The 23,481-nt window shown below is 74.3% G+C and carries 21 protein-coding genes; 10 read left to right on the forward strand and 11 right to left on the reverse strand.

Annotated features, from left to right (window positions below):
• Window positions 1-7: 7 nt before the first annotated feature.
• Window positions 8-1,204 carry an acyl-CoA dehydrogenase family protein gene (locus ACQPX6_RS30145; protein ID WP_433784511.1) on the reverse strand — a complete coding sequence of 399 codons (1,197 nt, stop codon included), beginning with the start codon at window positions 1,202-1,204 and terminating at the stop codon, window positions 8-10.
• 89 nt (window positions 1,205-1,293) lie between these two features.
• Here ACQPX6_RS30145 and ACQPX6_RS30150 point away from each other — a divergent pair, with 89 nt between their 5' ends.
• Both ACQPX6_RS30150 and ACQPX6_RS30155 read left to right on the forward strand, forming a co-directional pair.
• Window positions 1,294-1,731, forward strand: coding sequence for a limonene-1,2-epoxide hydrolase family protein (locus ACQPX6_RS30150; protein ID WP_433784512.1), 438 nt, complete (start codon window positions 1,294-1,296; stop codon window positions 1,729-1,731).
• 275 nt (window positions 1,732-2,006) lie between these two features.
• A complete protein-coding gene (locus ACQPX6_RS30155; protein WP_433784513.1) occupies window positions 2,007-2,261 on the forward strand; it encodes a hypothetical protein in 255 nt (84 codons plus the stop codon).
• Between the two features lie 3 nt (window positions 2,262-2,264).
• On the opposite strand, the gene ACQPX6_RS30160 is transcribed toward ACQPX6_RS30155, so the two are convergent.
• From ACQPX6_RS30160 to ACQPX6_RS30170, 3 genes are all read right to left on the reverse strand, one after another.
• Window positions 2,265-3,053, reverse strand: coding sequence for an alpha/beta fold hydrolase (locus ACQPX6_RS30160; RefSeq protein WP_433784514.1), 789 nt, complete (start codon window positions 3,051-3,053; stop codon window positions 2,265-2,267).
• Between the two features lie 67 nt (window positions 3,054-3,120).
• Window positions 3,121-4,332: an acyl-CoA dehydrogenase family protein gene (locus ACQPX6_RS30165; RefSeq protein ID WP_433784515.1), complete on the reverse strand. Its 1,212-nt coding sequence runs from the start codon at window positions 4,330-4,332 to the stop codon at window positions 3,121-3,123.
• Window positions 4,333-4,352: 20 nt separating this feature from the next.
• Window positions 4,353-4,889, reverse strand: coding sequence for an SCP2 sterol-binding domain-containing protein (locus ACQPX6_RS30170; RefSeq protein ID WP_433784517.1), 537 nt, complete (start codon window positions 4,887-4,889; stop codon window positions 4,353-4,355).
• A 90-nt stretch (window positions 4,890-4,979) separates the two neighbouring features.
• On the opposite strand from ACQPX6_RS30170, the gene ACQPX6_RS30175 reads away from it, so the two are divergent.
• The 6 genes from ACQPX6_RS30175 to ACQPX6_RS30200 all read left to right on the forward strand — a co-directional run bounded on the left by ACQPX6_RS30175 (window position 4,980) and on the right by ACQPX6_RS30200 (window position 11,238).
• Window positions 4,980-5,651 carry a TetR/AcrR family transcriptional regulator gene (locus ACQPX6_RS30175; protein ID WP_433784518.1) on the forward strand — a complete coding sequence of 224 codons (672 nt, stop codon included), beginning with the start codon at window positions 4,980-4,982 and terminating at the stop codon, window positions 5,649-5,651.
• A gap of 56 nt (window positions 5,652-5,707) precedes the next feature.
• Window positions 5,708-6,496: an alpha/beta fold hydrolase gene (locus ACQPX6_RS30180; RefSeq protein WP_433784520.1), complete on the forward strand. Its 789-nt coding sequence runs from the start codon at window positions 5,708-5,710 to the stop codon at window positions 6,494-6,496.
• A gap of 151 nt (window positions 6,497-6,647) precedes the next feature.
• On the forward strand, window positions 6,648-7,838 hold the full coding sequence (locus tag ACQPX6_RS30185; RefSeq protein WP_433784522.1) for an AAA family ATPase: 1,191 nt from the start codon (window positions 6,648-6,650) through the stop codon (window positions 7,836-7,838).
• A 216-nt stretch (window positions 7,839-8,054) separates the two neighbouring features.
• On the forward strand, window positions 8,055-8,390 hold the full coding sequence (locus ACQPX6_RS30190; RefSeq protein WP_433784524.1) for a GroES family chaperonin: 336 nt from the start codon (window positions 8,055-8,057) through the stop codon (window positions 8,388-8,390).
• Window positions 8,387-10,354 carry a VanW family protein gene (locus ACQPX6_RS30195; RefSeq protein ID WP_433784525.1) on the forward strand — a complete coding sequence of 656 codons (1,968 nt, stop codon included), beginning with the start codon at window positions 8,387-8,389 and terminating at the stop codon, window positions 10,352-10,354. Before ACQPX6_RS30190 ends, ACQPX6_RS30195 begins: the two co-directional genes overlap by 4 nt.
• Complete coding sequence (locus ACQPX6_RS30200) at window positions 10,351-11,238, forward strand: DUF1206 domain-containing protein (RefSeq protein WP_433784526.1); 888 nt, start codon at window positions 10,351-10,353, stop codon at window positions 11,236-11,238. Before ACQPX6_RS30195 ends, ACQPX6_RS30200 begins: the two co-directional genes overlap by 4 nt.
• 63 nt (window positions 11,239-11,301) lie before the next feature.
• Here the strand turns inward: ACQPX6_RS30200 and fdhA are convergent, their stop codons facing one another.
• From fdhA to ACQPX6_RS30215, 3 genes are read right to left on the reverse strand one after another with little or no spacing between them, the layout of a single operon-like run.
• Window positions 11,302-12,513 (reverse strand): formaldehyde dehydrogenase, glutathione-independent, encoded by a 1,212-nt coding sequence (fdhA, locus tag ACQPX6_RS30205; protein WP_433784527.1) that lies wholly within the window; start codon window positions 12,511-12,513, stop codon window positions 11,302-11,304.
• Window positions 12,514-12,565: 52 nt separating this feature from the next.
• Window positions 12,566-13,438: a DUF72 domain-containing protein gene (locus ACQPX6_RS30210; protein WP_433784528.1), complete on the reverse strand. Its 873-nt coding sequence runs from the start codon at window positions 13,436-13,438 to the stop codon at window positions 12,566-12,568.
• 51 nt (window positions 13,439-13,489) lie between these two features.
• Window positions 13,490-15,346: an acyl-CoA dehydrogenase gene (locus ACQPX6_RS30215; protein WP_433784529.1), complete on the reverse strand. Its 1,857-nt coding sequence runs from the start codon at window positions 15,344-15,346 to the stop codon at window positions 13,490-13,492.
• Window positions 15,347-15,495: 149 nt separating this feature from the next.
• Between ACQPX6_RS30215 and ACQPX6_RS30220 the strand changes: the two genes are divergently transcribed.
• On the forward strand, window positions 15,496-17,832 hold the full coding sequence (locus tag ACQPX6_RS30220; protein ID WP_433784530.1) for an FUSC family protein: 2,337 nt from the start codon (window positions 15,496-15,498) through the stop codon (window positions 17,830-17,832).
• Here ACQPX6_RS30220 and ACQPX6_RS30225 read toward each other — a convergent pair.
• The 3 genes from ACQPX6_RS30225 to ACQPX6_RS30235 all read right to left on the reverse strand — a co-directional run bounded on the left by ACQPX6_RS30225 (window position 17,775) and on the right by ACQPX6_RS30235 (window position 20,551).
• Entirely contained in the window at window positions 17,775-19,085 is a 1,311-nt protein-coding gene (locus tag ACQPX6_RS30225; protein WP_433784532.1) for a D-arabinono-1,4-lactone oxidase, read from the reverse strand. The genes ACQPX6_RS30220 and ACQPX6_RS30225 overlap by 58 nt on opposite strands.
• Window positions 19,086-19,190: 105 nt before the next feature.
• Window positions 19,191-19,775, reverse strand: coding sequence for a DoxX family protein (locus ACQPX6_RS30230; protein WP_433784533.1), 585 nt, complete (start codon window positions 19,773-19,775; stop codon window positions 19,191-19,193).
• A 179-nt stretch (window positions 19,776-19,954) separates the two neighbouring features.
• Entirely contained in the window at window positions 19,955-20,551 is a 597-nt protein-coding gene (locus ACQPX6_RS30235) for a hypothetical protein (protein ID WP_433784535.1), read from the reverse strand.
• A gap of 280 nt (window positions 20,552-20,831) precedes the next feature.
• Between ACQPX6_RS30235 and ACQPX6_RS30240 the strand changes: the two genes are divergently transcribed.
• On the forward strand, window positions 20,832-22,448 hold the full coding sequence (locus ACQPX6_RS30240; RefSeq protein ID WP_433784537.1) for an SDR family oxidoreductase: 1,617 nt from the start codon (window positions 20,832-20,834) through the stop codon (window positions 22,446-22,448).
• A gap of 49 nt (window positions 22,449-22,497) precedes the next feature.
• Here ACQPX6_RS30240 and ACQPX6_RS30245 read toward each other — a convergent pair whose 3' ends face one another.
• Window positions 22,498-23,361 (reverse strand): aldo/keto reductase, encoded by an 864-nt coding sequence (locus ACQPX6_RS30245; protein WP_433784538.1) that lies wholly within the window; start codon window positions 23,359-23,361, stop codon window positions 22,498-22,500.
• Between the last annotated feature and the right edge of the window lie 120 nt (window positions 23,362-23,481).

Raw genomic sequence — 23,481 nt, forward strand, 5'->3', positions numbered from 1 at the left:
CCCGCGGTCAGGAGAAGGCGCCGTGCCCGGTGATCTCGCGGCCGACGATCAGCGTCTGGATCGTCTCGGTGCCCTCGAACGTGTGGATCGACTCGATGTCGGCCATGTGCCGCATGACGTGGTTGTCGAGCAGGATGCCGTTGCCGCCGAGCAGGTCGCGGGCCTCGGAGAGGATCCAGCGCGCCTTGCGGGTGTTGTTCATCTTGGCCAGCCCGGCGATGGTCGGCGCGAGGTCGCTGTCCTCGGCGAGCTGCGCGATCTGCATGCAGTAGAGCTGCATGCCGGTCAGCTCGGCGAGCATCTTGACCAGGCGCTCCTGGACGATCTGGTTGCGCGCCAGCGGGCGGCCGAACTGCTGGCGGTCGAGGGCGTAGCGCAGGGCAGCGTCGTAGCCCGCCGTCGCCGCGCCCAGCGCCATCCAGGCGCAGGTCCCGCGCGTGGTGGCCAGCACCCGCCCCGCGTCCTTGAAGCTCTCCGCGCCCGGCAGCCGGTCGCGCTCGGGGACCCGGACCCCGTCGAGGCGGATGTCGGCCTGCCACACGGCCCGCATCGAGCCCTTGCGCGGGATGATCGTGCCCTCGTAGCCGTCGGTCGTGGTGTCGACGAGGAACCCGAGCACGGCGCGGGTCTCGACGTCGCGCGCCCAGATCACGGTGCGCCCGGCGATGCTGCCGTTGCCGATCCAGCGCTTGCGCCCGTCGATCACCCAGTCGTCGCCGTCGCGGCGCGCCGTGGTCTCGAGGGCCACCGAGTCGGACCCGTGGTCGGGCTCGGTGAGGCCGAAGGCGCCGACGAGGTCGAGGCGCGCCATCGCGGGCAGGTACTCCTGCTTCTGCTCCTCCGAGCCCAGCATGTCGATGGCCTTCATCGCCAGGCCCGACTGGACCGCGAAGAACGTGGCGAGGCTGCCGTCGCCGCGCGCGAGCTCCATCGCGACGAGACCGCAGGTCAGCACGTCGTTGCCGGGGCAGCCGTACCCGGTGATGTCGTCGCCGACGATGCCCAGGTCGGGCAGCCCGCGGATGACGTCCCACGACATCTCCGCCGCGTCCCACGCCTCGGGCGCCGCGGGCGACACCACGTGGTCGACGTAGCGGCGCACCGCCATGAACGTGTCCCACTGCGCCTCGGTGAAGCGCCGGCGCACCGAGAAGAAGTCGGTGCCCAGCGCCTCGGTGAGCGGAGCCTGGCTGTCGACGGTCATGGAGACTCCCTCGCCGGGGGCGGGTGGTCCCGCCCACTGACGGTGCGTTCCCCGTGACCGCGATCGCCACGCCACCCGACGGGAGACCCTTGACCGACCCGACGAGCATTTCCACCGAACCCGCTGCCGTCGTCCGCGCCTTCCTCGCCGACCTCGAGCGCCTCGACGTCGACGCGGCCTGCGCGCGCCTGCACCCCGACGTCGTCTACGAGAACGTCTCGCTGCCCCCGGCGCGCGGGATCCGGGCCACCCGCCGGCTGCTCGACCTGCTCACCGCGCGGGCCACGGGGTTCCGCGCCGAGAACCACCGCCTCGTCGCCGACGGGCCGGTGGTGCTGACCGAGCGCACCGACACCATCGAGATCGGGCGCCTGCGCACCTCCTTCTGGGTCTGCGGCACGTTCGAGGTGCACGACGGCGTCATCACCCTGTGGCGCGACTACTTCGACTGGGCCGCGGTCACCGGTGCGCTCCTCGCCGGCACCGGGCGCGCCCTCGCGTCGCTGGTCGGGCGCGGGCGCGGCTGACCCGGGCGCGGACTCCCCGTCGCCGCTCCCCCGAACGGGTCCCGCGCGCGTCACCGGTTCGGGTCGACCCCGGCCACCGCCTGGCCACCGAGCGAAGAAGGGCGGCCGTCGAGCGCAGCCGCGGGAGTGACGGTTGTTCGGGAGGCGTCCGGTCGGGGTATACCCCTGGACTTCGTCACACCCGTGCGGACGCACCGACAGCGGCCCGTACGGCCCACGGCGGACTGGTCCGGACGACGGCCGGTCCCCGCGGGCGCACCACCGGGGGGAGTGGGATGGACGGACGAGCACATCCGAGGAACGGCCACCGCCACGACGGTGGTGTCGAGTACCTCGTCGTGGTCGTGGACACGGCGGGACGCTTCCGCGACGCCTACGGGCCGTACGCGATCGCCACGGCCCGCCGGGAGGCGGCGCGCCGGCGCCACACGCTGTGGGAGGCGGGCGAGCACGCCGTCGACGTCAGGATCGCGCGCCACCACCCCGTGGCGATCCCGCACCAGCGCCTGTCCTGGGGCGTGGGCGAGTGACCGTCAGGCGGAGGCGTCGACGAACCGGAGCACCTCGGCCGTGAAGAGGTCGGTCCCGGTGTCCATGGCCACGTGGCCCTGCCCGGGCATGACGACGCTGCGGGCGTTCGGCAGCGCCGCGTCCAGGGCCTCTCCGACCTCACGGAAGGCAGGCGCGCTCTCGCTCCCGAACAGGAGCAGCGTCGGCACGGTGAGACCCCGGAACCGCTCCGGCTCGAACCGGTACGTCCTGACCGCGCGCAGTTCCCGCGGGATCGTGTGCGCGGCCGCCACGCGTGCCTGCCACGCGGGCTGGGTCCGCAGGAACTCCACCATCTCCGGGGGCGCTCCGGCGAACCGACGGGCCATGGTCGCCACGACCTCGTCCAGGTCGCCCGCCTGCAGCAACGTCTCGAGCCGATCGGTGACCCCCGGCGAATGGCTCTCCGCGTCGGACGCGGGCTCGTAGAGCACCAACGCCCGGATGTCGTGGCCGAGCAGAGCGGCTTCGAGCGCGCACAGCCCTCCGTGCGAGTGGCCGAGCAGGATCACCGGCTCCCCGACGGACCCCACCACCGCGGCCACGTCCTCGAACTCCCGCTCCAGCGCGTAGTCCTCCGCGTCGCCGCTGGCGCCGCGACCGCGACGGTCGACGGCGTGGACCGTGAAGCGCGGCTCGAACGCCGGCAGGACCGGGGCCCACCGGCTGTGGTCGGCGGACGTCCCGTGCACCAGCACGAGCGGCGGTCCGTCGCCGCTGCGCCAGGAGGCGATCGGGGTGCCGTCGGGGGACGTGACCCTCTGCTGGTCCATGACGGCCTCCCGGGCACCGCGGTGGTCGGCCCGGTGTAGCAGAGGCCACCACCGGTGACCAGCGCTCCTACTGGATGTGCCGCCCGCTGATGGCGCGGGCGATGACGAGCTGCTGGATCTGCTCGGTGCCCTCGAAGATGTCGTAGATCTTCGAGTCGCGGTGCATCCGCTCGACGGGGTGCTCGCGGGAGTAGCCCGCGCCGCCGAGGATCTGGATGGCGCGCTCGGTGGCCCACACCGCGACGCGGCCGGCCTTGAGCTTGGACATCGAGCCCTCGCCGGCCTCGAACGCCACGCCGTTGCGGCCCATCCACGCCGCGCGCCAGACGAGCATGCGGGCCGCGTCGATCTCGGTCTTCATGTCGGCGAGCGTGAACGCGATCGACTGGTTGTCGATGATCGGGCGCCCGAAGGTCTCGCGGCCCTTGGCGTAGTCGAGGGCGTACTCGTAGGCGGCGCGGGCGATGCCGATGGCCTGCGACCCGACCGTGGGCCGCGAGAGCTCGAAGGTCTGCATGGCCGACGAGCCCTTGGACTTCACGCCCTCGCGGGCCCGGGCGAGGCGCTCGTCGAGCTTCTCCTTGCCGCCGAGCAGGCAGGAGCCGGGCACCTTGACGTCGTCGAGGAAGACGTCGGCGGTGTGCGAGGCCCGCAGGCCCATCTTCTTGATCTTGCGGGCGGTCTCGAGCCCCGGCGTGTTCGGGGGCACCACGAACGCGGCCTGACCCCGGGAGCCCAGCGTCGAGTCGACGACGGCCTGGACCACGTGGATGTTGGCGATGCCGCCGTTGGTGGCCCACGCCTTCGACCCGGTCAGGGTCCACTCGTCCTTGGCCTCGTCGTACACCGCGCGGGTGCGCATGGCCGAGACGTCGGAGCCCGACTCCGGCTCCGAGGAGCAGAACGCGGCGACCTTGACGTCGCCGGCGTCGCCGTAGCACTGCGGGATGAACTCGACCATCTGCTCGGGCGTGCCCGAGGAGAAGATGCCGGCGACGGCGAGCGTGGTGCCGAAGATGGCCATCCCGATGCCGCCGTCGCCCCAGAACAGCTCCTCGTTGACGATCGGCAGGCTCAGGCCCGTCTCGTCGCCCCAGAAGCTGGCCAGGGTCTCGAAGTTGTAGAGCTCGATCTTGGCCGCCTCCTGGAGGACGGGCCAGGGCGTCTCCTCGCGCTCGTCCCACTCGGCGGCGGCCGGGCGGATGACCTCGGCGGCGAAGCCGTGGGCCCATTCGCGCAGGTCGGTGTGCTCCTCGGACAGTTCCATGGAGAAGGTCATCGCCGTGTCCTCAGGGCTCGTCAGGCGGTCGGGATCGTGAACATCTTCTGCAGCGCCGTGGCGAACCCGAGGTCGCCCTGCACCTTGATCTTGCGGGTCATGAACAGCGTGATCGGGGAGGCGTTGTTCGTGACGATCTTGAGGAACTGCACGCCGTCCATGAACAGCTCGGTGCGCGGCTCCTCGGTCGGCTGGTCCGACACCTCGCACACACCGTGCTGCATCGCGGTCTGGAAGTCGTCGCTGCCGCCGTCCGGCGCGCCGGTGACGTGCCAGTGGACGACCTGGCGCTTGGAGCCCGCGCCCTTCGAGGAGTAGAACTCGGCCATCCGCCCGAAGATGGCGTCGAGGACGGGACGACGGACGTCGGACGACATGACCGCCTCGAGCTGGCCCTTGCCGGTGCTCTTGACCAGGCGCGCGAACAGGGAGGGGTCGATGGTCTTCGCCCCGCCGTCGGACAGGCCCTCGCGCAGCGCGCCGACCAGCTCCTCGTCGGACAGCGACTTCGGGTCGACGCTGCGGCCCAGGTCGTTGACGTCGATCTTCTCGGGCACGGGCTCACTCCGGCGTCGTCGCAGATGTGTCAGGTACTGGCGGTCCCGCCAACGCGGGTTACTTTACGCATCGGTAGTTAAGGTGCAACCGTGACCTCGGAGACCTCGCGCACGGGCCGCCAGCGGCTCGCCCCCGAGGTGCGCCGGCGCCAGGTCCTCGACGCGGCGGTGGCGGTGTTCTCCTCCGAGGGCTTCCACGGCGCGTCAATGGACGCCGTGGCCGTGCGGGCGGGGGTCAGCAAGCCGCTGGTGTACGCCCACGGCGGCAGCAAGGAGGAGCTCTTCGCCGCCTGCCTGCAGCGCGAGGCCGACCGGCTGCTGCGCTCGGTGCTGTCGGCAGCCGGCGAGCCCGACGACGCCCCGCTCGCGCGCCTGCGCCGGGCCCTGCGCGCGTTCTTCCTCGCCCTGACCACGCGTCGCGAGGGCTGGACGGTCCTGTGGCGCCAGGCCTCCACCGGCCCGTTCGCCGGCGAGGTCGACGCGCTGCGCCGCCGGATCGTCGAGCAGGCCGCCGACCTCATGGCCGGTGGGCTCCGCGTGCCCCGCGCCGCCGTCCTGCCCTACGCGCACACCCTGGTCGGGGCGGCCGAGGGCCTCGCCGACTGGTGGCTCACCGACCCCGAGGCCGCCGCCACGACCGGGCCGGGCGACCCCGCAGACGTCCTCGCCGACCTGCTCGTCACCGTCGTCGGCCCCGGCCTCGCGGCCCTCACCGACGCCCCGTCGATCGCGTCGTCTGCGGCCGTCTCGGGTGAGCAGTAGAGAGCCGGATACGCCGCGATCGTGATCGACGCGGGTCTCCCGGGCACCCCGGGGCCGTGATCACCACGCGGTTGCACTGGTCGCGGGACGGCGCGGGCGAGCCGCTCGTGCTCCTGCACGGCGTCGGCAGCACGCACGACGACTTCGCGACGCTGCGGGTGTCGCTGTGCGCCGAGTACGACGTGCTGGCCGCCGACCTGCCCGGGCACGGGCGCTCGTCCGCCCTCGACGGGACGCCGACCGTCGACGCCATCACCGACGCCGTCGAGGCCGACCTCGACGCGCTGGGCCTGGGCCGCGTGCACGTGCTCGGCAACTCGCTCGGCGCCCGCGTCGGCCTCGAGCTGGCGCGGCGCCACCGCGCGTGGTCGGTGGTCGCGATCGCGCCGCCGGGCCTCAACGCCCCCGTCGAGCGGGCCTGGCAGGGGCTCCTGCTCGGCACGGCGCGGGTGGTCCTGCGCACGGGGCGGGCGTGGATCGAGCCGTTGTCGCGCCGCCGCCCGGGACGCGCCGTGCTGCTCGGTGGTCTGCGGGCGTGGCCGTGGCGCGCCTCCCGGGCCGAGGCGCTCGCGGTGCGCGACGGCCTCGCCGACGCCGACGCCTTCTGGACGACGCTGTGGCACGCGGTGCTCGCCGACGTGCCGACCGGGCTCGACGACGTCGACTGCCCCGTCGTCCTCGCCCAGGGCGTGCTCGACGGCGTCGCGGCCGGTCAGACCGTCCGCTACCTGCTCGCCGTACCCGGTGCCCGATTCCGGCCCCTCGCCGCCGCCGGGCACGCGCCGCAGTCCGACCGCCCGGGCGCGATCGTGCGGCTGCTGCGCGAGGCGCGGTCGGCGGCGTGAGGTCGATCGGGGTCCATCCCGGTCTCTTGCGTCTGCCCTAGACACCGGCAGACGGCCCGATGAGCGACACGCCGATGCCGCTTTCTCGCCGCTTCTCGGATCGACGCTAGAGAGGCCCATACGCTCCGATCGAGAGCCGACGGAGGTGGGCATGGACCCCGTACGCAACCCGTACGCCCCCGGCGCGGGCCAGCGCCCGCCCGAGCTGGCCGGCCGCGACCGCGAGCTGCAGGCCTTCGACATCGTGCTCGAGCGCGTCGCCCGCGGCCGTCCCGAGCGCAGCCTCGTGCTGACCGGTCTGCGCGGGGTCGGCAAGACCGTGCTGCTCGGCGAGCTGCGCTCCATGGCCGTCCGCGCCGGCTGGGGCGCCGGGAAGATCGAGGCCCGCCCCGACGCCGACCTGCGCCGGCCCCTGTCGGCCGCGCTGCACCGCGCGGTGCGCGACCTCGCCGTCCACCACCGCGCGCCCGACCGCGTCGAGGACACCCTCGGCGTGCTCAAGGCGTTCGCGCTCAAGGCGACGCCGTCCGACGCGAAGATCAAGGACCGCTGGCAGCCCGGCATCGACGTGCCGGTCAAGAACGGGCGGGCCGACTCGGGCGACATCGAGATCGACCTCGTCGAGCTGTTCGGTGTGTGCGCCGAGCTGGCCGCGGACGTCGGCGTGGGCATCGCGCTGCTCATCGACGAGATGCAGGACCTGCAGCTCGACGACGTCTCCGCCCTCTGCGCGGCCTGCCACGAGCTCTCCCAGTCCGGGGCGCCGCTGGTGGTCGTCGGCGCCGGGCTCCCGCACCTGCCCGCGGTGCTGAGCGCGTCGAAGTCGTACTCCGAGCGCCTCTTCCGCTACGCGATGATCGGCCAGCTCGACCGCACCGACGCCGACCTCGCCCTCACCGTACCCGCCAAGCGCGAGGACGCCGAGCTGACCGGCGACGCGCTCGACGCCCTCTACGAGGTCTCGGGCGGCTATCCCTACTTCGTCCAGGCCTACGGCAAGGCCGCCTGGGACGCCGCGGTCCAGAGCCCGATCGACGCCGACGACGTGCGGATGGCCGCCCCCGAGGCGGGCGCCGAGCTGGCCGTCGGGTTCTTCGGCTCGCGCTACGAGCGGGCGACGCCGGCCGAGCGCGAGTACCTGCAGGGCATGGCCGAGCTGGCCGAGGGCCGCGACGAGCCGGTGACCACCGCCGCGCTGGCCCAGCACCTCGGCCGCAAGCCCTCCTCGCTGTCGCCGGCGCGCGACAGCCTGCTGCGCAAGGGCCTGGTGTTCTCCGCCGAGCGCGGGTGGATCGCCTTCACCGTGCCGCACTTCGGGCGCTTCCTGCTGGGTCGCGACTAGCGTTCGCTGGGCCGTCCGAGTGAACTGCCCGGGGGCCGGTAACGCCCTCCCCGGGGTCGACGACATCCCCCTCGAGCCCCGTGGCGCTGCCGGACCCCCGACCTGGCAGGGCCACGGGGCGTTCCACGTTCCGGGCCTTCTCTCCCCTGTCAGGCGCCTGTGAGCCCTTCCCGGCCCGGCCCCTGACCGGATCCGACCTCCCCGTACGATCCGGGCGTGTCGGATCCCAAGCTGGAGATCCAGATGCTCCACGACCGCGTGATGGTCGCCCCCGTCCACGGCGAGGGCGAGCGACGCAGCAGCGGGGGCATCGTCATCCCGGCGACCGCCCAGCCCGCCAAGCGGCTGGTGTGGGGCGAGGTCTTCGGCACCGGGCAGCACGTCCGCAGCGTCGCGGTGGGGGACCGGGTGCTCTACGGCCAGGACGACCACTACGAGGTCGACGTCTCCGGACGCGCCTTCGTCGTGCTCCGCGAGCGCGACCTGCACGCGGTCGCGACCGCGACCACCGAGCCGACGCGCAGTTCGAGCGGGACGGGGCTGTACCTGTGACCTCACCTGGCGGGCCGAGGCCCGAGGAGACCACCGTCGACTCCGGCCGGACCGACGACCTGGGCGCCCTCGACGAGCCGACCCGGACGATGACGGGCGAGCCCCGGCACGGGGCCGGCCACGGGCGCGACGTCGAGGGCACGGCGTGGATCCCACCGACCGACGGCCCGGACGACGGCTCCCGGCCCCCGGGCCACTCCGCCGACCGGTCCTCCGACGGCGGGCGCCGGCGCCCCCTGCTCCTCGGCGCCGCGGTGGTCGGCCTGCTCGTCGTCCTCTACGTCGGCGACCTGCTCTTCTCCTCCACCGACGTGCCCCGCGGGGTCGCCGTCGCCGGGGTCGAGATCGGCGGCATGGGCAAGCCCGAGGCCGAGCAGGAGCTGCGCACCCAGCTGGCGTCGCGCACCAGCCGGCCCGTGAGCCTGCTGGCCGGCCAGGGCACGGCCACCGTCGACCCGCGCGAGGCCGGCCTCGAGCTCGACGTCGAGGGCACCGTCGCGGAGGCCGGCGAGCAGCCGTTCAACCCGTGGACGCGGGTGACCTCGCTGTTCACCACCCGCGACGTCCCGCCGGTGACCCGGGTCAACGGCTTCGCGCTGGGCCAGGCTCTCGACCGGGTCCGCCCGCAGCTCGACCGCCCCGCCACCGAGGGCACGGTCCGCTTCGAGGGCGTCGAGCCCGTCGCCGTCCCGTCGGTGCCCGGCCAGGTGGTCGAGGGACCGGGTGCGGCGCGCGCGATCACCGAGCACTGGCTCGATCCGACGCCGGTCGCCCTGCCCATCACCGAGGCGCCCGTGACCGTGACGCCCGCGGGCATCCAGCAGGCCATCGACGAGGTGGCCCGCCCGGCCGTCGCCGGCCCGGTGACCGTCATCGGCGACGCGAAGAACGCCACGATCACCACGCGGGCGATCACCACGTTCCTGGTCTTCCGCCCCGACGGCAACGGCGGGCTCGTCCCCTCCATCGACGAGCCCGCGGCGATCCGCGTCGTCGAGCCCCAGCTCGCCACCACCGAGGCCGAGCCCAAGGACGCCACGCTCGCGTTCGCGGGCACCGCGGCCACCGTGGTGCCCGCGGTGGTCGGCCGCGAGATCGACTGGCCGCGCACCTTCACCGGGCTGGTCGAGGCGCTCGGGCGCCCCGCCGACCAGGCCGCCCCGCCGGTGTACACCCCGCCGCCGACGGCGCCCGGCGCCGAGCCGGCGGCCCCGCCGCCCACCACGGGCCGCGCGGTCAACGCCGCCTACACGACCACCCAGCCCGAGGTGACCACCGAGTCGCTGCAGGCCCTGGGCCCGGCCGAGCTGATCGGGGAGTTCACCACCCGCGGCTTCAAGCCCGACTCGGGCCAGAACATCCGGCGCGTCGCCGAGATCGTCAACGGGCAGATCATCGCGCCGAACTCGGTGTTCAGCCTCAACGAGGCGTCGAGCCCCCGCAACGAGGCCAACGGCTTCGTCCCCGCCGGGATCATCGACGACGGCGCGCCGGGCCGGGGCGTCGGCGGCGGCGTCTCGCAGTTCGCCACCACGCTGTTCAACGCCGGCTACTTCGCCGGGCTCGACGACGTCGAGCACAAGGAGCACAGCTACTACATCAGCCGGTACCCCCCGGGGCGCGAGGCGACCGTGTTCGAGGGCTCGATCGACCTGCGCCTCGGCAACGACGGCCCGACGCCGATCTACATCCGCACCCAGTGGACCCCGTCGTCGATCACCGTGCAGCTCTACGGGATCAAGCGCTTCGAGGTCACCTCGGAGCCGGGCCCGCGGACGGACCTGACCCCTCCCGGCGTCCGGGACCTCGGCGGCAACCCGACCTGCACGGCGTCGCAGGGCTCCGAGGGCTTCACCATCACCGACACGCGGGTGCTGCGTGACGTGCGTACCGGCGAGGTCCGCCGGGAACCACGGACCGTGCGCTACGAGCCCCAGCCCACCGTCACCTGCAACGGCCCGTGAGCGGGTCGGCGGCGGACGCCGCGTCGTCACCTCCCTCGTCCAGCTCCCAGAGCTCCTGGTCCGACTCCGCCGCCGACGCCGTGGGCGGTGACGGCGAGGGCGAGGCCCCGCACCGCGCGGTCGAGATCCTCGGCCGCGTCGGCATGGCCGGCTACGGGCTCGTGCACCTGCTCATCGGCGTGATCGCGCTCCAGATCGCGCTGCGCGGCGGCGGGCAGGCCGACCAGCAGGGCGCGCTGTCGACCCTCGCCGCCGAGCCCTTCGGGTTCGCCCTCATCGTCGTGATCGTCATCGGCCTCGTGGCCTTCGGCGTCTGGCAGGGCCTCGCCGCCGTCACCGGCTTCCGCTGGGCCTCGGGCTGGGCCCGCACCCAGCGCCGCATCGCCGCGGGCGCCACCGCGTTCGGCGTGCTCTTCGTGGCGCTCATCGGCGTCCAGCTCCTCGTCACCGGGTCGTCCGGGTCGAGCAGCAACGGGTCGCAGCAGACGACGGCCGGGCTGCTCGCGCTGCCGTTCGGCCAGGTCATCGTGGGGATCGTCGCGCTGGTCGTGCTGGTCATCGCCGGCGCCACGGCGTGGACCGGCTTCCGGGGCTCGTTCGCCGAGGACCTCGCCTGGTCGCGCCTCCCGGGCTCCCTGCGCCGCCCCGTCTACTGGCTCGGCATCGCCGGCCACGTGCTGCGGGCCGTGGCGTTCGCGGTGATGGGCGTGCTGTTCGGGGTGGCCGCGGTGCGCTCCGACCCGGCGCAGGCCGGCGGGCTCGACGCCGCCCTCAAGGCCCTGGCCGCGCAGCCCTTCGGCATCCTGCTGCTGGTGGTCGTGGCGCTGGGCTTCGTCGCCTACGGCCTGTACTGCGGCGCCGACGCGTGGGCGCGGCGGATTTGACCTTCGGTCTCGTGCGCGCCTCCCCGTGCCGGAGCACGGGAAGGCACGCACACCCCGGGAGGGTCAGACCTTGATCGACCCGTGCGGATCGATGACGAACTTCTTCGCGACGCCCGAGTCGAACTGGGCGTAGCCGTCGGGTGCCTCGTCGAGCGAGATGACGGTGGCGTTCACGGCCTTCGCGATGTCGACCTTGTCGCGCAGGATCGCGTTCATCAGCTGGCGGTGGTAGCGCATCACCGGGCACTGGCCGGTGGTGAACGAGTGCGACTTGGCCCAGCCGAGCCCGATGCGGATCGAGAGGCTGCCCTCCTTGGCCGCCTCGTCGGGCGCGCCGGGGTCGCCGGTGACGTAGAGACCCGGGATGCCCAGGCGCCCGGCCGCCCGCGTCACTTCCATGATCGAGTTGAGCACCGTCGCCGGCGCCTCGCCCGCGTCCTTGCCGTGCCCGCGGGCCTCGAAGCCGACGGCGTCCACGGCGGCGTCGACCACCGGCTCGCCGACGATCTGCTCGATCTTGTCGGGCAGCGTGCCCTCCTCGGTGAGGTCGATCGTCTCCGCGCCGATGTTGTCGCGGGCGTGCCGGAGACGGTCGGCGTTCATGTCCCCGACGATCACCGCCGCCGCCCCCAGCAGCTGCGCGGCCGCCGCGGCGGCGAGCCCGACCGGGCCGGCGCCGGCGATGTAGACGGTCGACCCCGTCGTGACGCCCGCGGAGACGCAGCCGTGGTAGCCGGTGGGGAAGATGTCCGAGAGCATCGTCAGGTCGAGGATCTTCTCCATCGCCTGGTCGCGGTCGGGGAACTTCAGGAGGTTCCAGTCGGCGTAGGGGACCATGACGTACTCGGCCTGGCCGCCCTGCCAGCCGCCCATGTCGACGTAGCCGTACGCCGACCCGGGACGCTCGGGGTTGACGTTGAGGCAGACCCCGGTGTGGCCCTCCTTGCACATGCGGCAGCGCCCGCAGGCGATGTTGAAGGGGGCGGAGACGAGGTCGCCCTGCGCGATGAACTCGACGTCGCGGCCGACCTCGACGACCTCGCCGGTGATCTCGTGGCCGAGGATCAGGCCCGCGGGCGCCGTGGTGCGGCCACGGACCATGTGCTGGTCCGAACCGCAGATGTTGGTGGCGACCAGCTTGAGGATGACCCCGTGCGGGCACTGCCGCCCGACGTTGGCGGGGTTCACCCCCGGCCCGTCCTTGAGCTCGAGGCTCGGGTACTCGATGTCCTGGATCTCGACCTTCATGGGCTCGATGTAGGCGACGGCCTTCATGGCGCTCCCTGGGTTGACGACCCTCCGAGTCTGGGCGCGCCTGTGGCCTGTGTCACCCGTCGCAACGATCCCGTAGTGCCATCGCGTCGAACGGTGCGTGCACCTTGACGTCGTTGTCGAAGTAGACGACGACGTCCCTGCCGCGCGGGGCCTGCGGCGGCGGGTCGTCGGGGGCCGCCGTGTCCGCCGAGACCGGGGCCTCGCCCGCGACCCAGGCGCGGATGCGCGCGGCCCACGCGTCGAGCGCGTCGGGGGAGTAGCCGCTGGCGTAGAGCTCGGTGTCGCCGTGCAGGCGGACGTAGACGAGGTCGGCGGTGACGTCGTCGAGGCGCGGGAACGTACCCGCGGTGTCGGCGACGACCAGCGCCACGCCGTGCCGGCGCAGCTGGGCGACGAACCCCGGGTCGCGGAAGCTCGGGTGCCGCACCTCCATCGCGTGGCGCAGCGGGCGCTCGGCGTCGGTCTCGGTGCAGGGATCGGGCACCTTGTCGGTGTGCCCGCCGGCGAGCGCGGCGGCCGCGGTGGTGGTGTGCGGGAGCTGGTCGAGGAAGCCCTCGATCCGCTCGGGGTCGTAGCGCAGGTTCGGCGGGAGCTGCCAGAGCACCGGGCCCAGCTTGGGGCCCAGGGCGAGCAGGCCGGACGCGAAGAAGTTGGCGAGCGCCTCCTCCACGCCGCGCAGCTTCTTCATGTGCGTGACGAAGCGCCCGCCCTTGACCGCGAAGACGAAGTCGTCGGGCGTGCGCTCGGCCCAGGTGCGGTAGCTCGACGCCCGCTGCAGCGAGTAGAAGGAGCCGTTGATCTCGACGGTGTCGAGCCGCTCGGCGAGGTAGGTCAGCTCACGGCGCTGGACCAGGCCCTCGGGGTAGAACACCCGCCGCCACGGCGGATAGATCCACCCCGAGGTCCCGACCTTGGCCTGCGGCATGTGAGTGCTTTCCCGTGTCAGGACACGGGGAAGCACTCACGAGAGCGGAGCTCAAAAGGCCGCGACGTCGAGCTCCATGATCGAGTTCTCGGCGCCCTCGACGATCGCGCGGCGGGACGAGAGCTCGGGGAGCACCGAGCGGGCGAAGAAGCGCGCCACGGCGATCTTGCCCTCGTAGAAGTGCTGGTCGCGGCCCGCGGTGCCGGCGTCGAGGACCTCGCCCGCGACCTCGGCCTGGCGCAGCAGCAGCCACCCGATGACCAGGTCGCCCATGCTCATGAGGAAGCGGACCGCGTGCTGGCCGACCTTGTAGAGGTTGGTGATCTCCTCCTGCGACGAGGTCAGGTACCCGACCATCGTGCCGAGCATCGCCTGCACGTCGGCGAGCGCCGTGGCGAGCAGCGCGCGCTCCTCCTTGAGCCGCCCGTTGCCGCCCTCGGCGTCGATGAACGCCTGGACCTGCCCGGCGACGTGCATGAGCGCCTGGCCGTTGTCGCGGACGATCTTGCGGAAGAAGAAGTCCTGCGCCTGGATCGCCGTGGTGCCCTCGTAGAGCGAGTCGATCTTGGCGTCGCGGATGTACTGCTCGAGCGGGTAGTCCTGCAGGTAGCCCGAGCCGCCGAGGGTCTGCAGCGCGTGGATCAGCTGCTCGCTGGCCCGCTCGGACCCGACGCCCTTGACGATGGGCAGCAGCAGGTCGTTGACCCGCTCGGCCATCGCGATGTCCTCGGGCGAGACCGCGCCGCGGTCGGCGTCCGGCGCCTCGCCGAAGCGGATGACGTCCTGGTAGGTCGACGTGAACGTGTAGGTGGCCCGCAGGCCCTCGGCGTAGGCCTTCTGCAGCATGAGGCTGCGGCGCACGTCCGGGTGGTTGGTGATCGGGACACGGGGGGCGGCCTTGTTGGTCTGCTGGGTCAGGTCGGCGCCCTGGATGCGCTCCTTGGCGTACTCCAGCGCGCGGAGGTAGCCCGTCGAGAGCGTGCCGATGGCCTTGGTGCCGACCATCATCCGCGCGTACTCGATGACCTGGAACATCTGCGCGATGCCGTCGTGGACGTCGCCGAGCAGCCAGCCGGTGGCGGGGACGCCGTGGGCGCCGAAGGTCACCTCGCAGGTGGCGGAGGCGTTGAGGCCCATCTTGTGCTCGACGTTCGTGACGAACGCACCGTTGCGCTCGCCCGGCTCGCCGGACTCGGGGTCGAAGTGGAACTTCGGCACGAGGAAGAGCGAGAGGCCCTTGGTGCCCGGCTTCGCGCCCTCGGGGCGGGCGAGCACCAGGTGCATGATGTTCTCGAAGAGGTCCGAGTCGCCCGAGGTGATGAAGCGCTTCACGCCCTCGATCGACCAGGTGCCGTCGCCGTTGTCGCGGGCCTTGGTGCGCCCGGCGCCCACGTCGGAGCCCGCGTCGGGCTCGGTGAGCACCATGGTCGCGCCCCACTTGCGGTCGACCATGAGCTGCGCCCAGTGCTTCTGCTGCTCGTTGCCGTTGCGGTAGACGACCGAGGCGAAGTTGGGGCCCGCCATGTACATGAACACCGGCGCGTTGGCGCCGAGGATCATCTCGCCGGCCGCCCACTGCACCGACGGGGGCACGCCCATGCCGCCGATCTCGTTGTCGGCCGCGAGGCGCCACCACTCGCCGTCCCACATCGCGTGGAACGACTTCTTGATGCCCTCGTCGAGGTAGGCGCTGTGCGTCTGCGGGTCGAAGCGCACCGGGTTGCGGTCGCCGGACTCGTAGGACTCGCCCAGCGGCCCCTCGGCCATCGCCGCCACCTCGCCCAACAGGGCGCGGGCGGTCTCCTCGTCGGCGTCCGCGAAGGGCCCGGACCCGAAGCGGTCCTGCACGCGGAAGACCTCGAAGAGGTTGAACTCGATGTCGCGGACGTTCGCCCGGTAGTGGCCCATGCCGCCTCGCTCCTGTTCACCAACGGCGCGGTCGGAAACCTCTACCGACCAGTAACCGGAGCCTATTACCCGAGGGTAACCGTGTCGAGGTCGCTCCCCGACCGGATCCACCCGTGGGAGACTCCGGAGCGTCGTCAGGAGGAGCCGGGGTGGCACGCGCGCGGCGGGCGAGGCGGGGCGCCGACCTGCGCACGCGCCTCGCCGAGGTCGACCCCGGCCTCGTCCGGCTGCGCCTGGCCGCGATCGCGGTGGCCGCCATCGCGCTGGCCGTCGCGGCGGTCGGCGCCGCCCGCGCGGCGCTCGACCCGGCCGAGCCGGTGACGGTCCTGCTGTTCGCGGGTGCGCTGGCGATGGTGTCCAACCTCGCGGTCAACGAGCCGGACCTCCCGCGTCGCCGGGCGACCACGGCCCTGATGGTCCTGCCCGCGGCCGCGAGCACGGTGGCCGGCGCCTTCCTCGCGCCCTACCGGGTGCCCGGGGCGGTCGCGTTCGTGCTGGTCATGGTGGTCGCCGTCTGGGTGCGCCGGTACGGACCCCGCGGCTTCGCCCTCGGCATGGCGGGGTTCATGCCGTTCTTCTTCACCCAGTTCCTGCGCGTCACGCCCGCCCAGGTGCCGTGGCTGCTCGTGGCCGTCGTCGCGGGCATCGGCGCGACGCTGCTGCTGCGCGGGGTGGTGTTCGCCGAGCGCCCGGCCCGGACCCTGCGGCGGATGGTGACCGCCTTCCGGGCGCGGGCCCACGCCGTCGTCGAGAGCACCGACGACCTGCTCGCCGCCCTCTCCGACGGCGGGGCGCCGGACGAGCGCACCCTCGAGTCCGGGCGTCGCGCGCGGGCCCGCCTGCAGGAGGTGGCCCTGCTCGTCGAGGACACCCTCGAGCAGACCACCGCCGGGCGCGTCTGGCCGGGACTCGACGACGACGTGCTGGCCCTGCGCATCGCCGACGCCGAGCTCGCGCTGGAGCGGCTGTCGGTCGCGGCGCGGCGCCTCGCGCTGCCGCCCGCCGACGGCCCGCCCGAGGCGCTGGACCCGCAGGTCGTCGCCGCCCTGCGCACCGGGCTGCGCCACCTGCGGGTCGCGCTGGAGTCCGGGCGCGGGCACCCGGAGATCCTCGAGGCGACGGCCGACGCCCGCGCCGCGGTGGCCGGGCTCGTGGCCGACACCCGCGCGGGGGGCGAGCGGGTGCAGCGCACGGCGTTCGCGGTCCGGCGGGTGGCCGACGCGATCCACCACGCCCAGCTCGACGCGCCGGCGCGCCGGGGCGGGGGCACGGCCGGCGTCGGCGAGGCGCGGCGCCCGGCACCGCCGCCCGCCCCGGTCGCCGCGGGCGAGCCCGCCGAGGACGACGTGCGCCCGCAGGACGAGCCCGAACGGCCGGAGCCCGGGGGCATCGCGCTGAGCACGCGGCAGGCCGTGCAGGTCGGGGTGGCGGCGACGCTGGCCATCATCGGCGGCGAGATCGTCGCCCCGTCGCGCTGGTACTGGGCGGTGATCACGGCGTTCGTCGTCTTCGCCGGCACCAACAGCCGGGGCGACCTGCTCTCCCGCGGCTGGGGCCGCATCGTCGGCACGGTCGCGGGCGTGGTGGCGGGCATGGGCCTCGCCGCCCTGGTCGGCGACGACCGCGTGCTCTCGATCGTGCTGCTCGCCGTCTGCATCTTCCTGGCGCTCTACCTCGTGCGCGTCTCGCCCGCACTGCTGGCCTTCGGGATCACGGCGGTGCTGGCGCTGGTCTACGGGCTCATCGGGCAGTTCAGCGTCGAGGTGCTCGTGCTGCGCGTGGAGGAGACGATCATCGGCGCGCTGGCCGCCGTCGTCGCCGCGTTCCTCGTCCTCCCGCGCGGCACGCGCGAGGCCTTCGGGGAGGCGGTCGGCGAGCTCGTCGACGCCGTGGACCGGGTGCTGCGCGAGGCCGCCGACCGCCTCGCGGGCCGCCGGGCGCCGTCACCGCGCGAGGCCGTGCGGGCCATGGACGACGCGCTGGCCACGCTGCGCCAGCGCGCCCGGCCGCTCGCCGATCCCTTCGCGCGCCGGCGGGCCCGCTCGAGCCACCAGCGCGGCCTGCGCGTGCTCGTCGTGTGCGACCTCTACGCCCGGTCGCTGGCCCGCGTCGCCGACCAGGTCACCGACCCCACCTGGGCCGCGACGCTCGACCCCGCGGCGGACCGGGTGCGCGCGAACCTCGACGCGCTGCGCGACGTCCTGGTGCGCGGGAAGCGCGCGTCCGACGGCGGGCAGGTGCGGGCGCAGTCCGCGGAACGGCTCGTCGACGCCGCCGAGGAGCACGCCGCGCGCACCGCCGACGACCCGCACCGCCGCAGCACGATGCTGGCGGCCGTGCGCCTGCTGCGGCGCATCGACCAGGCCGTGGTCGGCCTCGCGATCGACCTGGGCGCCGCGGAGGACCCCGACGACCTCGACGACGGGGCTCAGTCGCCGAGCACCGCGGCCAGCGCCGGGGTGGCGAACACCCGGTCGGGGTCGTAGTCGTCGCGCACCCGCCGGAAGTCGGGCAGGCGCGGGTAGGCCGCCGCGGTGTCCTCGACCGTCCAGTCCGACCGCGACGCCCAGTGCGGGCGCCCGCCGTGGTCGCGCAGCACGCGCCAGGCGCGCTCGAGGACCGGGGCGTGGTCGGTGCCGCGCGGCACCCGCACGGCCACCCAGCCCGTCGCCCGGTCGTGGGCGGGGTGCAGCCAGCCGGTCTCGGGCGCGCCGACGCGCAGGCGCACCGGCAGGCCGACCTCGAGGTGGTCGTCGGCCAGCGCGGCGAGCAGCTCCCGCGCGCCGGCGGCCAGCGCGTGGCGGGGCAGCGCCCACTCGGTCTGCTCGTAGCGCACCGCGGGCGGGCTGGACAGCACGCGGTACATGGGGCCGGTCGCCGAGACGGTGCGGGCGAGCCGGGAGACGGCGCGGTTGAAGCGGGGGACCAGGCGCGGCAGGGCGCGCTCGACGACGACGGCGCCGCCCAGCGCGGTGCGCCCGGTCGCGCCGGCGACCGTGACCCCGAGGCTGCGCTCGCGCTCCTCGGTGTCGCCCGCGTCGTCGGTGTCGTCGTCGGGGTCGTGCGCCGGCAGCGGGTCCGCCCAGCGCGTCAGGGCCGTGGGGGCGGAGGGGAAGACGGCGGCCTCGGCCACGGGGTGGGCCGACCAGAAGCCGTCGTCGAGCACCTCGTCCACCGGGCGGGGCGCGCGCGTGATCCGCGCACGGCCGGCGGGGACCACGGCCAGCTCGGCCTCGAGCACGACGCCGAGGGCGCCGAGCGACGTGCGGGCGGCGTCGAGGTCGCGGGGGGCGACGTCGCGCAGGCGCCCGCGGCCGTCGACGAGGCGCAGGCCGACCACGGCCGCGGACAGCGAGCCGACCGCCGCGCCGCTGCCGTGCATGCCGACGGCCAGCGCGCCGCCGACCGTGGGCGCGGCGAGCTCCAGCGGCGCCTCGAGGGCCAGGTCACGGGTGGCGAGCTCCTCGTGCAGCTCACCCAGCGCGGTGCCGGCGCGGACGCGGACGGTGGGGCGCTCCGAGGTCCCGCCGATGCCGGTGACCCCGCGGAACGCGGAGAGGTCGACGTGGACGCCGTCGGTGACGGCCAGGGCGCTGAAGGAGTGCCCGGCGCCGACGGGTCGGACGGCCTGGCCCCGGTCGGCGGCGCGCCGCACCACGCCGGAGACCCCGCTGTCGTCCAGCGGGCGCACCGTCGCGGTCGGCCGGCACTGCTGGCCTCCGGACCAGTTCGTCCACACGGCGGCCACCCTAGAGGCTCGGGTCCTGCTCAGCGTCCCTCCGGAGCCCGGCGACCGCCCGCCGCGGGGGCGGCGGGCGGTCGGCCGGACGTCACGGGACCGGTGTCAGGAGGCCAGCGAGCCGATGGCCACGTCGACGCCGTCGACGACGTTGCGGCGGACGCGGTCACCCGCGTCGCGGAGCCGGTCGCCGGCGTTGTCGGTCGAGCCGGTGAGGTCGCTCGTGCGCTCGGCGAGCTTGCGGGCGGCCCGGCGGCCGCGCCAGCCCAGCGACGGCTTCCCCTCGGTGTCGACCGCGGCGAGGATGAGGCCGCCGAGGATGCTGATGTTCTTGAGGAACTGCTGCTGCTCGCCGGTCTTCTCGGTGGGGTCGGATTTCTCCCAGAACGGGTGCCCGGCGATCGTGGTCGGGATGATGCTGGCGGCGAGGGCCAGCGACGCGATGCGCGGGAACTTGTTGATGGCCAGCAGCGAGCCGGCCGCGATCTTCACGCCGGCGTCGATGCGCACCAGCTGATCGGGATCCGACGGCACCTGGTCGGGCAGCTGCGGGGCCGCCTTCTCCAGCAGCGGCGAGGCCTTCGCGATGCGCGGCTCGGGGTTCAGCAGGGTGTCGACCCCGCCCTTGATGAAGATGGCGGCCAGCATGGGCCGGGCGAGACGGCGGATGAGCACGAGGGCGACCTCCACGGGCGCGACTGACGACGGCGGCGGACCCGGAACCCGCGGCACCCGTTCGGGGGCACCGTCGGGGCCGCGCGGAGGCCGCAGCATAGCTGTCGCACTGCGAGCCCCCGGGGTCGCGCTCGCCCGGAGCGCGGGCCGCCCCGGTGTTGGGGCGGCCCGTCGAGCCATACCCGACCGGCGACTCAGCGACGCAGCGCGTGCCGTCCGGTACGGACCTCCTCGCGGCGCCAGGTGTGGCGGCCACCGTCGGCCGGGGCGCCGTCCCCGGTGCCGTTCATCGGACGGCGGCGGCGCTCGGCGCGCCGGCGCAGCTCGTCCTCGGGGGACTCCCCGGCGCCGCCGGCCGAGGTTCCTGCGGGCGGCGGCACCGTCGGGACGTCCTGCAGGCCGCGGCGCGCGCCGTGCCCCGCCGAGCCGTCCTGCACCGGCAGCGCCCCGGAACCCGGGTGCGGCTCGGGGACGTGGACGTCGTCGCGTCGCGCCGGGCGCCGCCGCGGCACGCGACGGGACCGGTCGACGGCCAGCTCGTTGAAGATCGGCGTGGGCTCGGCCGTCCGCTCCGGGGCGTCCCGGTCGAGTGTCGCCAGGGCCCGGTCACCGACGACCGGCCGCTCGCGCCGGATCCGGTCGTCACCACCGCGCCCGCGCAGCGCGCCAACGCCCGCGCCCGGCCGCTCCAGCGGCGAGGCCTCGTCCCACACCCACGTGCCGTACGCATCGAGGCGCCACCCACCGCCACCGACGCCGCCGGAACCCTGGTCCTCGCGCCACACCCACATGATCCCTTGACCTCCCCGACCGCTGTTCTTCCAGCCCCGCGTCGTCGCTACCGCCGAACGGCGCAACGACGTGGCGCGTCTGGTCCCCTCAACGGCAGGGACCCGAGGGGACTTGGGGCCCCGATTTCCGCGACACGGCCATTTCGCCGCGACACGCCGACGGATCCCCCGGCCGGGTGTCACCCCGAGGGGGGTGCCGGGGGGTCAAGCGAGGTTTGGGCGGACCCCGGCCGCGCGCCCGGCACTGCGCCGCCGTCCGCCGGGGGCCACGATCGGCGTCGTGCGATGCGTGGTGACCGGGGCGACGGGATACATCGGCGGGCGCCTCGCCCCGCGGCTGGCCGCGGAGGGCCACGACGTGCGCTGCGTGGTCCGCAGGCCGGAGAAGATGCGCGACGTCCCGTGGGCCCGGCAGGTCGAGATCGTCCGCGGCGACGTGCTCGACGAGGAGTCGATGCGCGCCGCGTGCCGGGGCGCGGACGTCCTCTACTACCTCGTGCACTCGCTCTCGGAGAGCGGCTTCGCCGCCGTCGACCGCCAGGCCGCGATGATCAGTGCCCAGGCGGCGCGCGAGGCCGGCGTCTCGCGCATCGTCTTCCTGGGCGGCATGCACCCCGAGGGGGTCGAGCTCTCCGAGCACCTCGCGTCGCGCGCCGAGGTCGGCGAGATCTTCCTGCGCTCCGGCATCCCGACGGTCGTGCTCCAGGCGGCGGTGATCCTCGGGTCCGGGTCGGCGAGCTTCGAGATGCTGCGCTACCTCACCGAGCGGCTGCCGGTGATGCTGACGCCGTCGTGGGTGCACCACCGCGTCCAGCCGATCGCCATCCGCGACGTGCTGCACTACCTGGTCCGCGTCGTCACCGTGCCGCCGGAGGTCAACCGCACCTTCGACATCGGCGGCCCCGACGTCCTGACCTACCTGCAGATGATGGAGGGCTTCGCCGAGGTCGCCGAGCTGCCGCGGCGCACGATGCTGCCGGTGCCGGTGCTGACGCCGCGGCTGTCCTCGCACTGGGTCAACCTCGTGACCCCGGTGCCCCGCTCGACCGCGGTACCGCTGATCGACTCGCTGGTCCACGAGGTCGTCGCGAGCGAGCACGACATCGATCGTTTCGTCGCGCAGCCCGACGGCGGGCTGACCGGGTTCCACCGCGCCGTCCAGCTCGCCCTGCAGCGCATCAGCAGCGGCCAGGTGGAGACGCGCTGGTCGGGCGCGAACGCGAGCTACGCTCCGTCGGACCCGCTGCCCTCGGACCCGTCGTGGGCGGGCGGCAGCGTCTACAGCGACGTCCGCGAGCGCGCGTCGTCCGCGTCCGCCGAGCACGTCTGGGACGTCGTCACCGGCATCGGCGGCGAGCGGGGCTGGTACTCGTTCCCGCTGGGCTGGTGGGCGCGCGGCGTGCTCGACCGGCTGGCCGGCGGCGTCGGCCTGCGCCGGGGGCGCCGCGACGCGGACTTCCTCAAGGTCGGCGACGCGCTCGACTGGTGGCGGGTCGAGGAGTGCGTCGACTCCGACGCCGACGACGACATCCGCGCCGGTCTCGACCTGGCCGAGGGCGAGCGGCTGCTGCGGCTGCGCGCGGAGATGAAGGCGCCGGGGCTCGCGTGGCTCGAGCTGCGCGTCGCCCCCGACGGCACCGGCTCGCACTACCGGCAGCGGGCGATCTTCTTCCCGCACGGGCTGGCAGGGCACGCCTACTGGTGGGTGATCGCGCCGTTCCACGTGCTGGTGTTCGGCGGGATGGAGCGGCGCATCGTCGCGGCCGCCGAGCGGTCGGAGCGCGGCGAGGACCCGGAGCCGCCGGCGGGGCCGCTCGCGCGCCTGCGCGACCGGCGCACGCAGCGCGACGCGGCCCGCTCGCGGCCCTCGGTCGTGAGGTGCGCTCCGCGCACGTGAGCAGAAATCGGTGCTCCAGCACCGATCCCTGCTCACGTGCCGCAGGCACCTACGCGGCGGTGTCCAGGGTCGCGACGGTCTCGCGGTCGAGCTCGAGGGACGCGGCGGCGCAGTTCTCGTCGAGGTGCTCCAGCGAGCTGGTGCCCGGGATCGGGAGCATCACCGAGCTGCGCTGCAACAGCCACGCCAGCGCGACCTGGGCCGCGGTGGCCCCGAGCGCGTCGGCGGCCCGGGCCGCGGCGTTGCCGGGCTCGGCGAGCTTGCCGGCGTCCGCGGGCGCCCACGGGATGAAGCCGATGCCGTGCGCCGTGCAGTGGCGCAGCACGTCGTCGGAGGAGCGGTCGACGAGGTTGTAGCGGTTCTGCACCGAGGCGACGTCCATGATCCGCCCGGCCGCCTCGATCTCGGCGACCGAGACCTGGCTCAGGCCGACCTCGCGGACCTTGCCCTCGCGCTGCAGGTCGGCGAGCAGGCCGAACTGCTCGTCGGAGGCGACGTGCGGGTCGACGCGGTGGAGCTGGAAGAGGTCGAGGGTCTCCACGCCGAGGCGGCGCAGGCTCATCTCGGCCTCCTGGCGCAGGTAGTCCGGGCGCCCGCAGGGGATCCAGCGGTTGGGCCCGGTGCGCAGCAGCCCGGCCTTGGTCGCGACGGTGACGCCGCGGTAGGGGTAGAGCGCCTCGCGGACGAGCTCTTCGCTGACGTACGGGCCGTACGAGTCGGCGGTGTCGACGAAGTCGACGCCGAGGTCCACCGCCCGCCGCAGCACCGCGATCGCGTTGTCCGGGTCCTTCGGCGGGCCCCAGATGCCCTCGCCGGTCAGCCGCATGGCGCCGTAGCCGAGACGGTGCACGGTGAGGGTGCCGCCCAGGGTGAAGGTGCCGGAAGCGGCCGCGACGGCCTGCGTGTCGGTCATCTGCTCTTCCTTCCCGGCCGTGTTGGGTCACCGCCGTGGGATCCACTCTGGCACCACCGCGAGCGGGACGTCGGGGGTGGTGGCGCATCTCCCACCGACCGGCCGGTCTGTCGTCCGCAC

Source organism: Actinomycetospora sp. CA-101289 (assembly GCF_050955895.1).
GTDB lineage: Bacteria > Actinomycetota > Actinomycetes > Mycobacteriales > Pseudonocardiaceae > Actinomycetospora.

Bases quoted from the DNA above. Each gene is read 5' to 3' on its own strand.
- ACQPX6_RS30145 (WP_433784511.1), bottom strand. From the start codon at position 1,204: ATGACCGTCGACAGCCAGGCTCCGCTCACCGAGGCGCTGGGCACCGAC.
- ACQPX6_RS30155 (WP_433784513.1), top strand. From the start codon at position 2,007: ATGGACGGACGAGCACATCCGAGGAACGGCCACCGCCACGACGGTGGT.
- ACQPX6_RS30160 (WP_433784514.1), bottom strand. From the start codon at position 3,053: ATGGACCAGCAGAGGGTCACGTCCCCCGACGGCACCCCGATCGCCTCC.
- ACQPX6_RS30165 (WP_433784515.1), bottom strand. From the start codon at position 4,332: ATGACCTTCTCCATGGAACTGTCCGAGGAGCACACCGACCTGCGCGAA.
- ACQPX6_RS30185 (WP_433784522.1), top strand. From the start codon at position 6,648: ATGGACCCCGTACGCAACCCGTACGCCCCCGGCGCGGGCCAGCGCCCG.
- fdhA (WP_433784527.1), bottom strand. From the start codon at position 12,513: ATGAAGGCCGTCGCCTACATCGAGCCCATGAAGGTCGAGATCCAGGAC.
- ACQPX6_RS30210 (WP_433784528.1), bottom strand. From the start codon at position 13,438: ATGCCGCAGGCCAAGGTCGGGACCTCGGGGTGGATCTATCCGCCGTGG.
- ACQPX6_RS30215 (WP_433784529.1), bottom strand. From the start codon at position 15,346: ATGGGCCACTACCGGGCGAACGTCCGCGACATCGAGTTCAACCTCTTC.
- ACQPX6_RS30235 (WP_433784535.1), bottom strand. From the start codon at position 20,551: ATGTGGGTGTGGCGCGAGGACCAGGGTTCCGGCGGCGTCGGTGGCGGT.
- ACQPX6_RS30245 (WP_433784538.1), bottom strand. From the start codon at position 23,361: ATGACCGACACGCAGGCCGTCGCGGCCGCTTCCGGCACCTTCACCCTG.